The sequence below is a fragment of the Thalassotalea atypica genome, assembly GCF_030295975.1.
GTDB lineage: Bacteria > Pseudomonadota > Gammaproteobacteria > Enterobacterales > Alteromonadaceae > Thalassotalea_F > Thalassotalea_F atypica.
Genome location: NZ_AP027364.1, coordinates 3,236,724 through 3,252,194, shown reverse-complemented (window position 1 = coordinate 3,252,194; position 15,471 = coordinate 3,236,724). Strand labels below are relative to the sequence as shown.

The window sequence follows — 15,471 nt, the reverse complement described above, 5'->3', positions numbered from 1 at the left end:
ATTGTTACTGAGCGCCTGTTAGTGCCAGCTATTCTTGCGCGGCTAAAGATAGCCATAAATAGATCGTTGCGTATGCCCTCCATGGTTGCCACTTATCGGCTCTTGCAATAATATCTCTTGTTTTAGGTTTGAATCTTTCGTTCTGTTTGTCGACCGGGGCGGCGTTTTTCAGCTCCTCATAAAGCGACTTTATAATCCCCAAGTCAGCGGCAGGAAACGCATTAGGATCACTGAGTCCGCGCATGGCAATATAATTTACCGTCCATGGTCCAATGCCTTTCAAAGCGGTCAAGGTATCCTCAAGTTGTTCAAGGTTTTTATATTGCTCAAAAACCTGAGGGTACTGTTGATAAAAATCAAGCCAGGTATGTAGTGTTTGAATTCTCGATTGGGTTAAACCAATATTACTAAAGTCTGCTTGAGTCATTTCTTCTAATGTCGGAAAACAGTAGCTCAATTGCTCATGCACAACGGTCAATGGGCTACCATATTTTTCTGCGATGCGGCCAGCCAGTGTTGTTGCCGCTTTCACGGAAACTTGCTGTCCTAAAATGGCGCGAATTGAAAACTCGAAAATATCCCAACAACCAGGTAGTCGAATACCTTGAAATTTTTCGACTAGTGGTGCTAGTGTTTCGTCTTGAGATAAGTGCTTATGGATGACACTCATGTCCGCGTCTAGGTCAAACATGCGTCGTACTTTCACAATGATCTTATTAAGTAAACTGTAATCTTCAATCATCACCCTTAGGTTTAACGCAAATTGGTTGGGCAATTGAGTGATTTCAATCCACCCAGTTTTACCGTCAAAGGTAATGCTGCGTTGATAGCTATGCTCAGTAACTTTTTCGATACCAGGTAATTGTCGTAGATGGAAAAATTTAAGCATACCTTGCCAATCGAAAGGCGGACGGTACTGCAATTTGATGTTGACGAAATTGTCGTCAGTTGCTCTTGATTGTTGCTGGCGAAGTTGGCTTGGGGTGAGTTTGTAAACGGATTTAACTTGTTCGTTAAAACGTCTTAAGCTTGTAAAACCTGAAGCAAAACAGATGTCAGCTATCGACAATGTCGTTGTCAGCAATAATTTTCTAGCGAGTAATAAACTATGATGTTGTCGATATTGCTTAGGGGCAAGGCCATAATGATTTGAAAATATGCGTCTGAATTGTCGTTCACTTAGATCAAATTGCTTGGCTATGGTTTCAATTGATTGATGCGTGGTCAGCAGCGATTCTGACATTCGCTTAGCTTGTAAAGGCATTGCCTGTTCAGGTGCTTGTTCAGGTAAACATCGTTTGCATGGGGTAAATCCTGCTTCTTGTGCGCTTGCTGCATTTTTAAAATAGCGGACGTTCTCTTCTTTAGCCGCCCTTGCCGGACAAATTGGCCGACAAAATATGCCTGTACTCATGACTGCAGTATAGAATTTACCGTCAAATCTATTGTCTCTACTCATGCGAGCTTTAAAACAAATGGTTGGATCTAGCATATTTTGTTCTTCAATGATGTTCTTATTCGCCATGATAGCCGATCCGAAATTTGTGTACTCGCGAAATTCGGACATTAATTCTGTAAAAGCCAACTAATAGTAATTGAGTGAGTCGACCCTGAACAAAATTGAAGCTATTTTTAATTATATATGTATATAAGTTGTTAACAGCGCGCATTGGGCTTGGTCAAGTGTTGACAATAACGTTAAAGCCGCTATAAATGAATGATTATACTTGTAACAAGGATAGTTTAGCTATCTCGCTTAACTGAGAAGAATGTTTATGGGTAAATTTGTGTATCACAACAATAAATTAAGTCAGCGTGTATTGATTTATTTATTAATAGTGAGTGTGTTTCTATCTCTGGCAAGTACAGCCCTTCAAGTTTATAGTGACTACAAGGATGATATTGCTAGTCTGCAACAAAGATTTAACAATATTCGCACCAGTTATATTCCTTCTATGGCCACTAGTTTATGGGATTTCAACAAACCCTTAATGGAACAACAAATCAAAGGTATAGTTGATTTACCTGATATCAGTTATGTCAAAATTATTACTGATTTAGGCAACGAACATGAATTTGGCGATAGCAGTGTTGTTGAGCAAAAAATTTTTGTTGAGTACAAAATTGTTTATGGTGATAACGAAATAGGTCAATTGCAGGTTTATGCTGATTATGAAGACATTTACGAACGTTTGAAGGATAAAGCAGGATTTATTTTAACGTCCGAATTTATTCAAACGTTTATCGTTGCGTTTTGTATTCTATTCGTTGTCCATTGGCTTATTACTCGGCATTTATATCAAATTACTGAATATGCTCAGGAGTTAGCCAGTCACAATTTAGATCAAGCACTCGTCCTAGATAACAGGCCAGAATCCAAGGATGAGTTGGATTTTTTAGTCGACGCTATCAATGAAATGCGTGAGAAAATTAAAACCGATATCATAAAACTCGAAGATGCGGAAAATGCGCTGATAAAGCTCAATGGTGAGCTTGAAATAAAAGTGTTTGATCGAACGGCCAAGCTTGAAGAAAGTAATGTTCAGCTAAAAAAAACAATAGATGATTTAACTTTGGCTCAAGACCAATTGGTGCAATCGGAAAAAATGGCGTCGCTTGGGCAGTTAGTGGCCGGTGTAGCTCATGAAGTTAATACTCCTTTGGGGATTTGTGTTACCTCTATCACCGCCCAACGTGAAAAAGTTGAATCGTTGAAAAAGGCCGTAGAAAATCAAGAGTTAACCAAAAGCCAGCTCTCAGATACATTAGATATGCTGTCAGAATATCAGCAAATTATTGAACGAAGCTTAAATAAATCAGTAGAGTTGATCCGTGGCTTTAAATCAGTAGCGGTTGAACAACATACAGATCCTGAGTTGAAAATAAATCTTGCCCAACACGTCAATGACGTTGTGAATACGGTGAGTACCATGTTTAAACGCAAAAAATACAAAATAACTGTCAATGTGGATGAAAACTTTGATTTTGTAACATTCCCGAGTGCATGGAATCAAATTTTAACTAATTTCTTGATGAACTCTCATATTCATGGGTTTGAAAATCAGGACCAGGGGGAAATAGCTATTTCTTTTGTCGAGAATAATGGCTTTTTAACGTTAACCTACACAGACAACGGTAACGGTATAAGCAGTGACGTTAAAAAGCGTATTTTTGATCCCTTTGTTACCACGAAACGAGGGCAAGGTGGCTCGGGCTTAGGGTTAAATATTGTTTTTAATTTGGTCCATTCGAAGTTGGGAGGGAGCATTACATGCCCTGAAAGAGATATCGGTTGCTGCTTTGTAGTTAAAGTTCCAGTAGATTACGTTGCTATCCAACAAACAAAAAGGCTGGAAGACTCGAAAACCCAATTAAAAGATAAGTTGGCTACTAAGTCGTCTTGAAACAATTGTCTGTTAATAGTGTTGTAATGTGGAATAATACCCAAGCGATCATAGGAAGCTCCGCAGTTTAATAGAGCTTCCTTAAATTTGTATAAAGATTCGCGTTGTAGACGTCTTACTAAAACTTTTCAATTAGCAATTCTATTTCATATTAATTAAATCGGCTAATAGCAAACGGTGAAATATCTATGTCTGTTTCTTGTTTTGTTATGCATTGATGGATTAATTTAGCTGTGATAGTACCTTGCGTTAACCCCAGGTGTTGATGGCCAAGCGCCAAATAAATATTATCGTGCTTTGGCGCTTTACCTATAACGGGAAGTGAGTCAGGCAGAGATGGCCTTGCACCTTGCCATTGATATAGCTCTTGATCGCCAGGTAACTCATTTGGCATTTGCTTTAATAAATATTTTGCATGATTAAACAACGCCATTGCTCTTCGATAGTTTGGCTTTGCATTTAGTCCAGAGAATTCAACCGTTCCAGCCAATCTTAGACCATCAGACATTGGCGTTATGATGAACTTTCTTTCAGCTGAAGCAACAGGGCGATTAAGGTGAACACCTTGTCCCAATTGGTAGTGATATCCTCGTTCGGCTTCTATGGGTAATTTGTAACCTATACTGCCAAGTAAGGGTTTTGACCATGCACCTGTCGCAATAACTAGCTGATCAAAGTGCATTGTTTTTTGGTCACTTGTGAGTATTATCCTATTTTTAATTTGTTCTATTTTAGTTACGTTTGCTTGAATGAAATTTGCACCAAACTCTGTTGCCGCCTTGGCTATTTCATTACAAAGTAAATAAGGATCTACTGTGTGGGCTACGTCGGTAAAATAAATCGCATAGTTGACATGTTTTGAAAGGTTAGGCTCAAGTGCAAGACATTGTTGGCGATCGAGTATCTCTAATGGGATATTTTGCTCTCGATATTGCGCGGCAATTCGTTCGACTTTTGTCAATGGTGTATCTTCAAATACAAGCAGGCTTCCCAAGCAAGTCATTAAATGCTTGGCGTCAATCTCATCAACGAGTTCTTTGTATTGTTCAATCGCGTTACTGTTAAGTGCCTTTAAGGCTTTCGTATTTTCACTACGCTTGGCGTGTCTCATGTTAGCAATAAAGCGGGTAAACCAAGGTAGTACTTTATGCAGGTATTTAGCAGACAAAGCGATAGGGCCATTGGGGTCGACCAACATTCGCGGTATTTGTAGGAGTAATGCTGGGTCTGCTAAAGGGAATACCTGTTCAGTGGCAAAATGGCCAGCATTACCTTTCGAGCAACCTTCACCAATGCCCGTTTTGTCAATTAAGGTGACGTCAAATCCGTGTTTCTGCAGTTCGAAAGCGCAATTAACGCCTATTATCCCTGCGCCTAATACTGCTACGGTTTGTTTTTTTGTGCTCATTGTTTTGTTTGTCCGCCTTAGTCAAAAAGTTTAAAAACAATAGTTAATATAATCATAGTGTTGAATTAATAAGTTTTACTTTTTTATATTTCATACACTTTTATTACTTGTCCTTTTGATATGATTGTATACAATATATCTTATTGAATCTAGTGCTAGCGATTAGCAAACAATTAAAATGAATAGAGAGAGTATTATGACTGTCACTTGGCAAGGGGTTTACCCAGCAGTAACAACCCAATTTAACGATGACTTATCCATCAATTTTGAAACAACCAAAGTTATGGTTGATACTTTGATCAAAGAAGGTGTTGATGGAATTATCGCTTTAGGCACAGTAGGTGAAAATGCTTCGCATACTCGTGAAGAAAAAATCGCTATCTTAAAAGCAGTACAAGAAGTTGTAGCAGGCCGTGTTCCTGTTTTATCAGGTGTTGCTGAAACTTCTACTCAGTTCGCTGTTGAGTTTTCACAAGAGTGTGAAAAAATTGGTATTGATGGCTTAATGGTCCTTCCAGGTATGATCTACAAATCATGTGAAGCTGAAGCAATTCACCATTACCAACAAGTTGCTCGTAACTGTTCTTTGCCTATCATGGTCTACAATAACCCTGTAACTTACGGTGTTGACGTTGGTATTGAAGGTATGAAAGTATTGGCTGAAGAGCCAAATATTGTGTCTATTAAAGAAGCCACTGAGGATACTCGTCGTATCTCTGAACTTTACTCTGCTTTTGGTGACCGTTTTATTGTTTTCGGTGGTGTTGATGACATTGCACTTGAGTCACTCATGCTAGGATGTACGGGATGGATTTCAGGCTTAACAAACGTATTCCCGCAAGAGTCTGTAGCTATTTGGAAATTAGCACAACAAGGCCGCTATACAGATGCTCTTGAAATTTGGCGTTGGTTCTTACCATTACTGCGTCTAGACACCGTGCCTAAGCTTGTGCAGTGTATTAAGTTATGTGAACAGCTTGCTGGTCGAGGCTCTGAGCTGACACGTGCTCCTCGTATGCCATTAACGGGGGAGGAGCGTGCGAATGTAGAACGTATCTACAACGAAGCAGTTGCAACACGCATTGATTTAAGCAAATTTAACTTAGATTAAATCTCATGATTAAAGGCGAATACACTTGTATTGATGCTCATACTTGTGGCAATCCGGTTCGGGTTGTCACAACGGGTCATCCCAATTTAGTTGGTGATACTATGAGCGAAAAAAGACAACACTTTCTGAATGAGTTTGATTGGATCCGAACAGGGTTAATGTTTGAGCCGCGGGGGCATGACATGATGTCTGGAGCATTTATTTACCCCCCATGTCATGAGCACAGTGACGCGGCTATTTTATTTATTGAGACTTCAGGCTGTTTACCCATGTGTGGGCATGGCACGATTGGGACGGTAACTTCGGCAATTGAACAGGGCCTAATCACACCTAAAGTGCCAGGAAAGTTATTGTTAGATGTACCAGCAGGGCAAATAGAAGTTCACTACGATCAAGATAAACAGAACTCGAAAGTGAACTCGGTCAAAATTTTTAATGTCGCTTCATATTTAGCTCATCAGGACGTTAAACTTGATATCCCTGGGCTAGGTACGCTAACGGTGGACGTATCATACGGCGGAAATTATTACGTAATTGTTGAGCCTCAACGTCTTTTTCCTGGTATTGAGCATTGGAGCGCAGATGACATCTTAAAATGGAGCCCATTGGTTCGTAAAGTAGCCGATGAACAACTCAGTTGTATTCACCCTGAAGATGATACGGTCCGAGGTGTTAGCCATGTATTGTGGACAGGGACCCCAAAATCAGATGGCTCAGATAGCGCCAACGCGGTTTTTTACGGTGATAAAGCTATTGACCGCTCACCTTGCGGTACTGGCACTAGTGCTCGATTGGCACAACTTTTTGCTAAAGGCCTCCTAAAGGTGGGTGATAGCTTTGTTCATGAAAGTTTTATCGGTAGTCAGTTTGTGGGCAAGATAGAGTCAAGCATTGATATACAATCACCTGCGGGCCTAATCAAAGCGATCAAACCCAGTATTCAAGGTTGGGCTCATGTTTTTGGACGTAATACTATCACTCTAGATGATGCCGACCCCTATGTTGCAGGGTTTAGTGTTAAGTAAGCTAGATTGATTAAATAATAAGTAACCATTCCATTCTGATGAAGTGGTTATCAACTAATTGGAAAATAAAATGACGATATCAGGTAAAAGTTTAATCGCAGGGAAATGGCTCGGTAATCCAGAAAACGGATTTAATTCGCTCAATGTATCGACCAACCAAAATATGTCGAACTGTTTTGCAGAAGCATCTCTAAATGACCTAGATATTGCTGTTGCACGTGCTCATGATGCATTTGAATCATACAGTCAAATAGCAGCGACAAAACGTGCTGAATTTTTAACTGCTATTGGTGAACAAATCGTAGAACTAGGTGATGAGTTAATCAAAACCGCTTGTGCAGAAACAGGTTTACCTGAAGCGCGAATTATAGGAGAAAGAGGAAGAACAGTTGGGCAGTTGAATCTATTTGCTAATTTGCTTCGTGAACAAGAATACCCAAGCGTTATTGAACATGCTGATAAAAACAGACTACCTATGCCTAAGCCAGATACTCGTTTAGGGTATTTACCATTGGGTGTGGTTGGCGTTTTCGGTGCAAGTAATTTTCCTTTGGCATTTTCCACAGCTGGTGGTGATACTGCCTCTGCGCTTGCAGCAGGTTGTCCTGTGGTGATGAAAGCTCATGTCGCACACCCTGGCACGGCAGAGCTAGTTGCTCAAGCCATTTTACGTGCAATTGAACTGTGCGAACTAGATCCTGGCGTATTTTCATTAATACAAGGTGAAAGCTATGAACTTGCCACTAAATTAGTTCAACACCCTTTTGTTAAGGCAGTAGGCTTTACAGGCTCTGAACGTGTCGGCATGATCTTACAGGCGCATATCAATAATCGCGCAGAGCCAATACCTTTTTACGGTGAGTTAGGTAGTGTCAATCCACAGTTTATTTTGCCTGAAAAAATGAAAACTAAAGCGAGTGAACTTGCCAGCACATTTGTTGCGTCGTTAATGATGGGCCAAGGGCAATTTTGTACCAGCCCTGGGCTTTGGGTTGCAGTTGAAGATGAACATTACGCAGCTTTTGAAAAATCAGCCATCAAAGTGCTCAGTGAGCAAGCAGCAGGAGTGATGTTAACTCGCGACATCAAAGCGAGTTTTCAAGCAACCATGGCAAAGTGGCAAGATATCAAAGGCGTAAGTATGATTGCTCGAGGCCTACCCGGAGAGTCATTTCATTGTCAAGCGGCTTTGTTTACCTGTGATCTAGAGACTTTCGTTGCAAATGTAGAGTTACAAAATGAAGTGTTTGGCGCCAGTGCGCTAATCATTAAGTGTAAAGACAAGGCACAAATGCTTCAATTAGTCAGTCTATTGAAAGGGAACCTAACAGCAAGTATTCACGCTGATGAAGATGAGCTAGGTTTTGCTCAGCAACTTTCAATTCCTTTAGCTCATAAAGTGGGGCGTTTAATTTTTAACGAAATGCCTACTGGCGTTGAAGTGTGTGCGTCAATGATCCATGGCGGACCATTTCCTGCTGCAACAGATGTAAGAACAACATCCGTTGGTAGCAAAGCAATTGAGCGATTTAGGCGTCCAATTTGTTACCAAAATATACCTCAAGCATTGTTGCCTGACGTGTTGAAAGACTAACATATTGATTTTTATAGCGTGTGCTACTCAAAGGGCGAAATAATTATTTCGCCCTTTTTTCGTGATAATAGCTGTGAATTATTACCTGTTTCCTTATAATATGTGGCAACTTTGCTAGGAATTTGTATATGAGTATTGTTTATAAAACACGAACTCAACTTGTTGTAGAAACACTGAGGGAAAAAATTCTCAGTGGTGAGATCACTGCGGGTCAGCCACTTCGTCAAGCAGCTTTGGCACAAGAGCTAAATGTCAGTCGAATACCTGTGCGAGAAGCACTATTACAACTGGAAGCAGAAGGGCTTGTGTCTTTTGAACCGCACAAGGGGGCTACAGCAACCGAGTTAAATGTTGACCAAGTTGATGAATTATTCGAATTGCGGGCAATGCTTGAAGCTGATTTACTGGCTGCTTCTATCCCTAACTTAACGGATGAACAACTAGACAAAGCCTCTGAATTACTCGGTCGTTTGGATAAAGCACTGGGTAAGGAAAATGCGGCGAATACATGGAGTGAGCTAAACTCTGATTATCATAACTGTTTATACTCATCAGCTAATCGTCCGCAAACACAAGACTTAGTCAATACTTTAAATAAAAATGCAGATCGATATATTCGAATGCATTTACTATGGGCTGGCGGAATTTCCAAGGCTGAGTCAGAGCATAACGATATATTATCGCTGTGCAAAGCCCGAGACATTGACGGTGCAGTTGCAGTGCTTAAGCAGCATATTTTAGGCTCGCGCGATGAAATTAAAGAATTTCTATTAAAGCGGGAAAGCGTAAAAACCTAGTTTATCAACAAGATAGCTGCTTTCTTTTGTTGTTTGTAAAGTGAGCAGTTATTGACATTTCTTGTTACTTTCTATACTATTCACGCCCTTTATTTTGTCTCATTGGCACACCTAGACGTTCTTGTCTAAGCTTTTGAATGACAATAACTATTCTTTCAATTACTTAATTTTAAAAAGTAATCTTAATAAACGTGAGAAAATAATGTTTGAGTTACATGCGAGTAAGGCTGCAAGCCTGAAAAATGATGTGCTGTCAGGCCTAACTGTTGCACTTGCTTTAGTGCCAGAAGCGGTTGCTTTCGCATTCGTTGCAGGTGTTGAGCCGTTGGTCGGTCTGTACGCTGCTTTTATGGTTGGCTTAATCACTGCTGCATTTGGTGGTCGACCGGGAATGATTTCTGGTGCGACAGGTGCGATGGCAGTAGTAATGGTTTCTTTAGTCGCTATTCACGGTGTTGAATACCTCTTTGCAACAGTGGTGTTAACCGGTGTCATTCAGATTCTCGCAGGTATATTTAAATTAGGTAAGTTTATACGACTTGTCCCTCACCCCGTTATGCTCGGCTTTGTTAATGGCTTAGCAATAGTCATTTTCCTCGCGCAGCTTGGGCAATTTAAAGTTACCAACGACACCGGTGATTTGGTATGGATGCAAGGCAGTCAAATGTTTACCATGTTAGGGTTAATAGCGTTGACTATGGCAATTATTTACTTCCTGCCAAAACTGACAAAAGCAGTGCCATCGTCCTTAGTGGCGATAGTCGTGGTCACAATTTTAGTACAAAGCTTAGGCTTAGATGCACGTACCGTTGTGGATTTTGTTCGTGACATGACCAATGATCCGACCGCTTCTATTGCTGGTGGATTACCTCAGTTTGCGATACCGCAAGTACCATTTTCATTTGAAACTTTCAGAATTATACTACCATTTGCGTTGGTTTTGGCTGCCATTGGTTTGATTGAGTCATTGCTAACATTAACCCTTATTGATGAGCTAACAGGTACGCGTGGACGCGGAAATAAAGAATGTATTGCCCAAGGTGTTGCAAATACAACAACGGGGTTCTTTGGCGGTATGGGTGGTTGTGCAATGATCGGTCAGTCTATGATCAATGTTAATTCTGGTGGTCGTGGTAGAGCGTCAGGCATCACCGCTGCATTAGCATTGCTTGGCTTCATTTTATTTGCTTCTGGCCTGATTGAGCAAATACCATTAGCTGCACTTGTGGGTGTAATGTTTATTGTTGTTATTGGTACGTTTGAATGGTCTAGCTTTCGTATCATGAGTAAAGTACCTAAAGCAGACGCTTTTGTTATTATTTTAGTATCAGGCGTTACGGTTGCAACTGACTTAGCTATTGCGGTTGTGGTTGGTGTTATTGTTTCTGCCCTTGTATTTGCTTGGGAACATGCAAAACACGTAATTGTGAATCGCAGCACCAATGACAAAGGTTCAACAGTATATGATGTCAATGGCCCATTGTTTTTTGGTTCTGTGTCTAGTTTTTTAGAGCAATTTGATATCGAAAATGATAGTGATGATGTCGTGATTGAGTTCAAAAATTCACGCGTAGCAGATCACTCTGCCATTGAAGCGATTGATACTTTAGCTGAGCGTTACATTGCAAAAAATAAAACCATACACCTTATGCATTTAAGTAATGAGTGTAAGTTGTTGCTTGAAAAGGCGGGGGATTTAGTTGAAGTTAACGTTATTGAAGACCCTGATTATCATATAGCAACGGATAAGTTGGCGTAGTGGATTTACTGAAATAGTTAAAATCACCTGCTGATAGCGTATACTAAAGCTATTACAGGTGATTTTTTATTTCTGTTAAGGAAAAAAGACTAACCCAAGTTATTTATACTGAGACATAGTTTTAATGCAATTAGAGTTTTTTGATGTTCCAAGCCCATGCGTTGGCGTATGCCAGTCTGATGAGAAGGGCCTTTGTAAAGGATGTTATCGTTCACGCGATGAACGCCAGAACTGGATCCATCTAAACTCTGATGATAAGCAAAAAGTGATTAAGCGTTGTATTCAGCGTCGTAAACGAAAAAACGGTAAAATTAAACCTAAAGCCATAGAGCAAGTGATCGAAGTCTCACAACCTTCTCTACTCGACCCGCCAAGTAAAACTGTTGTTACGAAATCTGATGATATGGACTTCGGTGATTTTGAGCTATAACGTGTAATTAATTAGTTATGTAGTAAGGTTGGCAACACATTATTTATTTTGTGTATTTGAAAATTCACATATTTAACGTTATTGCAGGTGACTAGAGCCACTAACTAAATAGTGGCTTTGCATATGCAATCTATTTTCTAACACCTTCGATATGCAGATCAAAGAGGATATCGCCGAAATTCATTTTATAGCCAAAATCTTTCATGCTGATTTTTGCAGTACCGCTAAAGCCAGCGCGGTAACCGCCCCAAGGATCATCCCCTTCACCAACTTTGTATGCGTCGATCACTAAACTTTTTGTAATGCCTTGCAGTGTAAAGTCACCAGTAATTTTTAGTTTGTTATTACCTAGGTCTTCTACTTTTGTACTGGTAAATGTTGCATTATCAAACTTTTTAACATCCAAAAAGTCATCACTTTTTAGATGCTTATCGCGCTCTGCATGATTTGAATCAACACTCGCTGTTTCTATGACTATGTTGATCTTTGAGGCTGAAATGTTTTTCTCATCGTAACTAAAATCACCTGAAAAAGTATTAAAGCGCCCGGTTAACCAACTGTAACCTAAATGTTTCACCTTAAAATTAACTGATGCATGTGCACCTTTATGGTCGATGACGTATTCGGCAGCAACAACAGGTAATGCAAGTGTGCTGGCAAATAATGCCGCTAGTAGTGTTTTTTTCATTTATCTCTCCAGTAGATATTTTTATAACATGCGTTTTAATGTGTCGTCTTTATCAATGACGTGGTGTTTTATCGCGGCCAAAGCGTGTAACGCTGTAAGGCCAATTAAACAATAAGCAGTATATTCATGTATAAGCCCCGCTACATCTTCTTGATCAGTAATCAATTCGCCAAGAGAAGCTAGCTCAAACCAGTTAAAAACTTCGATAGATCGGCCATCTGCGGTTGATATCAAATAGCCGCTTAACATCAACAGCATCATCAGTAAGTACAGCAAGTAGTGCACCATTGCAGAGCTACGTTGTACTTTCGGACTATGAGCTTCAATGGTCTGCGGTGATACGGAGAACATTTTCCATGTAAACCGTATAACTGTGGCAATAAGTAGTAGAACTCCAATGCTTTTATGCCAATGTGGTGCAGTTTTGTACCACTCGCTATAGTAAGTGAGTTCTACCATCCAAAGGCCCACACCGAAAAGTACAAATACAACCAAAGCACTTAACCAATGTATAGATTTGGATATTAAACCGTACTTATTATGAGAATCTTTCAACATAGTTAACCTGTTACTTTGTACTAAAGTATGTAAGTGTGAATGATATTCATTTCGAATAAAAGTGGATAATTTAAATAGATTTGTTCTAATTTTTAGAACGAATCGTGTAACAACATTTGAACCGTACGTATTAATTGAGCAACTCTTTTATTTTTTTCAAAAGGGCTTGCTAGGACTTAAAATACTCTTTATGATACGCCCTCTTTCGTTGAAGACCTTTGACGATTGTAGATATGTCCAGATAGCTCAGTCGGTAGAGCCATTTGGAGTTGTATTGAAAATCCTTCTTGGGTTTTAAAATGAATACCGAAATATGCCCAGATAGCTCAGTCGGTAGAGCCATTTGGAGTTGTATTGAAAATCCTTCTTGGGTTTTAAAATGAATACCGAAATATGCCCAGATAGCTCAGTCGGTAGAGCCATTTGGAGTTGTATTGAAAATCCTTCTTGGGTTTTAAAATGAATACCGAAATATGCCCAGATAGCTCAGTCGGTAGAGCAGGGGATTGAAAATCCCCGTGTCCGTGGTTCGATTCCGCGTCTGGGCACCACTTTTCTAACAACATCATTGCTCCTACCTTGTCTAATTAAGCGTCTAAAATACTCGTTTTAATCTATTTTTTGTACCCTAATAAATCTGTTTAACATTGTTGAAATTACGGCATTTTCTGATGGTTTTACTATGCTGTAATTAATATATGCTAAATAAGGTTTACTTTGGACAGAGTTTCCCGCTTAGAATTAATTTTGCAGGTATTTATAGATTTAGATAAATACTTTACAAAAGCTAACTCACTAGAAGAATACATGGGGTATGTGCATCAGTTACTCTCTAAGCTGATGTATGCCCAAAATTTCTATTTGGCGAGCTATAACCATGCGGACAACAGCATCCAATTTCTTTATAACGTGGATGTAAAGGATGAGTCGATACCGACTGCGCGTAAATTTACCTTAGCGAGTGAAGCGCAATCACCAACCGCTTGGGTTATTGCAAACCAAAAAGAGCTTGAAATGAAGATTGGTGATAATCCTCGGACTCAAAGTGACGGCCAATATTGGGGACGAGGGACACGTGCAGAACATTGGTTTGGTGTACCTTTAATTTCTCAGCGCGATAATTGTCTGGGGGCGCTAGTCATTCAAAGTTATGATGCAAAAATATATTTCTCGGATGAAGACAAGTCGTTATTTAGGCTCTTTACCTCAAAAGTCACAAGCGCCCTTGAAAAACATAAAAAAGACTTACGCTTACAGTCATCTTTATCGGACAAAACCATAGCACTAGAAAAAGAGTTAACGGCCAAGAAGCACGCTGAAAAATTACAGCGAGCTTTGTACTTAATTGCAGCAAAAGCGAATGAAACTAGTACACTACAAGATTTATACCGAGAGGTGCATCGGATAATTGATGAGCTGCTATATGCGAAAAATTTTTTTATAGCCCTGCTTGACGAAGACTCGAATGAGATTAGTTTTCCTTATTATGTCGATGAAAAAGAGTCCGAGCTGAAACCGGGAAGTGTGATTGAGGTTGGGGATGGTGTAAGTTCGTACGTCATTCGAACGCAAAAACCACAGCTACTTTCCAAAGAGCGAGTTAATGAGTTAATTACTCAAGGGGAAATTAAGCGCATAAGGGGCGCTTTGGACTTCACTTGTTGGCTCGGAGTGCCAATGATTTCATCAGATATACTACATGGCATTATTGTTGTGCAAAGCTATGATGAGAAAATACTCTTTACTGAAAGTGATCAACAACTTCTATTTTATGTGGCTAACCATGTTGCCACAGCGATTGAATCTGCTATCAATCGACAAGAGCGCACAGATGCTCAACTGAAATTGGCTAAACAACATCGAATTTTAGAGCAGCAACATCAAGAAGTTCAAGATACGATCCGGCAATTAAAACGAACACAACGGAAGTTAGTTGAGCAGGAGAAAATGGCTTCGTTAGGTGGACTGGTTGCAGGCATTGCGCATGAGATAAATACACCTTTAGGAATTTGTGTCACAGGCGTGAGCCATTTAGTCGAGGAGCTAAAATATATTAAAAAAGCAGTGAATGAAGAAACATTGACTGAAGATCAGTTAATGGATTTTTTTGATGAAGTCGATAAAGCAGGGCAAATACTAACCACAAATACGCGTCGTGCAGCGGATCTTGTTCAAAGCTTTAAGCAAGTTGCAGTAGACCAATCATCTAATAGCATTAGAGAACTTGATTTGGGTTTATATATTCAGGAAGTGTTGCTATCACTTCAGCCTAGGTTAAAAAAAGTGAAACATAAAATAGAGGTGCAGTGCCCAGAACAAGTCCATATCACAGCCAATGCAGGTGTTATTTCACAGGTACTAAGTAATTTGATTATGAATTCAATAATGCATGGTTTTGATGGTATTGAACGAGGCAATATTGCCATCAACGTTGAGTTAAAAAATGACTACGTGATCTTACGTTATGCAGATGATGGAGTAGGACTCGATGAGCAAGCGATGGCACAATTGTTTGAGCCTTTTTATACGACTAAAAGGGGAGACGGTGGCAGCGGTCTTGGTACACATTTAGTATATAACTTGGTGACATCGGCGTTAAAAGGGCGCGTTGAAGCGAAAAGTAAGCTCAATAAGGGACTTGCCTACCTCATTAAGTTTCCTGTACATGCCTCTGGTGAGTAACATTTATAGAATGTA

The 15,471-nt window shown here is 39.8% G+C and carries 12 protein-coding genes and 1 tRNA gene; 9 read left to right on the top strand and 4 right to left on the bottom strand.

What is annotated here, in order from left to right; all coding sequences use genetic code 11:
- Window positions 1-28: 28 nt before the first annotated feature.
- Complete coding sequence (locus QUE03_RS14935) at window positions 29-1,525, bottom strand: DNA-3-methyladenine glycosylase 2 family protein (protein ID WP_286262740.1); 1,497 nt, start codon at window positions 1,523-1,525, stop codon at window positions 29-31.
- A gap of 250 nt (window positions 1,526-1,775) precedes the next feature.
- On the opposite strand from QUE03_RS14935, the gene QUE03_RS14930 reads away from it, so the two are divergent.
- Entirely contained in the window at window positions 1,776-3,404 is a 1,629-nt protein-coding gene (locus QUE03_RS14930) for a sensor histidine kinase (protein WP_286262739.1), read from the top strand.
- Window positions 3,405-3,555: 151 nt separating this feature from the next.
- Here the strand turns inward: QUE03_RS14930 and QUE03_RS14925 are convergent, their stop codons facing one another.
- A complete protein-coding gene (locus QUE03_RS14925) occupies window positions 3,556-4,812 on the bottom strand; it encodes an NAD(P)/FAD-dependent oxidoreductase (RefSeq protein WP_286262738.1) in 1,257 nt (418 codons plus the stop codon).
- Window positions 4,813-5,008: 196 nt separating this feature from the next.
- Between QUE03_RS14925 and QUE03_RS14920 the strand changes: the two genes are divergently transcribed.
- From QUE03_RS14920 to QUE03_RS14895, 6 genes are all read left to right on the top strand, one after another.
- Window positions 5,009-5,923: a dihydrodipicolinate synthase family protein gene (locus QUE03_RS14920; protein ID WP_286262737.1), complete on the top strand. Its 915-nt coding sequence runs from the start codon at window positions 5,009-5,011 to the stop codon at window positions 5,921-5,923.
- A 5-nt stretch (window positions 5,924-5,928) separates the two neighbouring features.
- Window positions 5,929-6,948, top strand: coding sequence for a 4-hydroxyproline epimerase (locus QUE03_RS14915; RefSeq protein WP_286262736.1), 1,020 nt, complete (start codon window positions 5,929-5,931; stop codon window positions 6,946-6,948).
- Window positions 6,949-7,018: 70 nt separating this feature from the next.
- Window positions 7,019-8,542 (top strand): aldehyde dehydrogenase (NADP(+)), encoded by a 1,524-nt coding sequence (locus QUE03_RS14910; RefSeq protein WP_286262735.1) that lies wholly within the window; start codon window positions 7,019-7,021, stop codon window positions 8,540-8,542.
- A gap of 128 nt (window positions 8,543-8,670) precedes the next feature.
- Entirely contained in the window at window positions 8,671-9,339 is a 669-nt protein-coding gene (locus tag QUE03_RS14905) for a GntR family transcriptional regulator (protein WP_286262734.1), read from the top strand.
- Window positions 9,340-9,541: 202 nt separating this feature from the next.
- A complete protein-coding gene (locus tag QUE03_RS14900) occupies window positions 9,542-11,098 on the top strand; it encodes a SulP family inorganic anion transporter (RefSeq protein WP_286262733.1) in 1,557 nt (518 codons plus the stop codon).
- Window positions 11,099-11,222: 124 nt separating this feature from the next.
- Window positions 11,223-11,528 carry a DUF1289 domain-containing protein gene (locus tag QUE03_RS14895; RefSeq protein WP_286262732.1) on the top strand — a complete coding sequence of 102 codons (306 nt, stop codon included), beginning with the start codon at window positions 11,223-11,225 and terminating at the stop codon, window positions 11,526-11,528.
- Window positions 11,529-11,658: 130 nt separating this feature from the next.
- Here QUE03_RS14895 and QUE03_RS14890 read toward each other — a convergent pair whose 3' ends face one another.
- Both QUE03_RS14890 and QUE03_RS14885 read right to left on the bottom strand, forming a co-directional pair.
- The gene (locus tag QUE03_RS14890; protein WP_286262731.1) at window positions 11,659-12,216 is read right to left on the bottom strand and encodes a YceI family protein; all 558 of its coding nucleotides are present in this window, start codon (window positions 12,214-12,216) and stop codon (window positions 11,659-11,661) included.
- 21 nt (window positions 12,217-12,237) lie between these two features.
- Entirely contained in the window at window positions 12,238-12,774 is a 537-nt protein-coding gene (locus QUE03_RS14885) for a cytochrome b (protein ID WP_286262730.1), read from the bottom strand.
- A gap of 475 nt (window positions 12,775-13,249) precedes the next feature.
- Here QUE03_RS14885 and QUE03_RS14880 point away from each other — a divergent pair.
- Window positions 13,250-13,325: transfer RNA gene (locus tag QUE03_RS14880), tRNA-Phe, on the top strand.
- Window positions 13,326-13,521: 196 nt separating this feature from the next.
- Window positions 13,522-15,456 (top strand): sensor histidine kinase, encoded by a 1,935-nt coding sequence (locus QUE03_RS14875; RefSeq protein WP_286262729.1) that lies wholly within the window; start codon window positions 13,522-13,524, stop codon window positions 15,454-15,456.
- Window positions 15,457-15,471: the final 15 nt, after the last annotated feature.

What these genes read in the sequence shown, in the direction of transcription:
- QUE03_RS14915 (WP_286262736.1), top strand. Translation starts at nt 5,929, where the DNA reads ATGATTAAAGGCGAATACACTTGTATTGATGCTCATACTTGTGGCAAT.
- QUE03_RS14900 (WP_286262733.1), top strand. Translation starts at nt 9,542, where the DNA reads ATGTTTGAGTTACATGCGAGTAAGGCTGCAAGCCTGAAAAATGATGTG.
- QUE03_RS14920 (WP_286262737.1), top strand. Translation starts at nt 5,009, where the DNA reads ATGACTGTCACTTGGCAAGGGGTTTACCCAGCAGTAACAACCCAATTT.
- QUE03_RS14890 (WP_286262731.1), bottom strand. Translation starts at nt 12,216, where the DNA reads ATGAAAAAAACACTACTAGCGGCATTATTTGCCAGCACACTTGCATTA.
- QUE03_RS14935 (WP_286262740.1), bottom strand. Translation starts at nt 1,525, where the DNA reads ATGGCGAATAAGAACATCATTGAAGAACAAAATATGCTAGATCCAACC.
- QUE03_RS14910 (WP_286262735.1), top strand. Translation starts at nt 7,019, where the DNA reads ATGACGATATCAGGTAAAAGTTTAATCGCAGGGAAATGGCTCGGTAAT.
- QUE03_RS14895 (WP_286262732.1), top strand. Translation starts at nt 11,223, where the DNA reads ATGCAATTAGAGTTTTTTGATGTTCCAAGCCCATGCGTTGGCGTATGC.
- QUE03_RS14885 (WP_286262730.1), bottom strand. Translation starts at nt 12,774, where the DNA reads ATGTTGAAAGATTCTCATAATAAGTACGGTTTAATATCCAAATCTATA.
- QUE03_RS14925 (WP_286262738.1), bottom strand. Translation starts at nt 4,812, where the DNA reads ATGAGCACAAAAAAACAAACCGTAGCAGTATTAGGCGCAGGGATAATA.
- QUE03_RS14930 (WP_286262739.1), top strand. Translation starts at nt 1,776, where the DNA reads ATGGGTAAATTTGTGTATCACAACAATAAATTAAGTCAGCGTGTATTG.
- QUE03_RS14905 (WP_286262734.1), top strand. Translation starts at nt 8,671, where the DNA reads ATGAGTATTGTTTATAAAACACGAACTCAACTTGTTGTAGAAACACTG.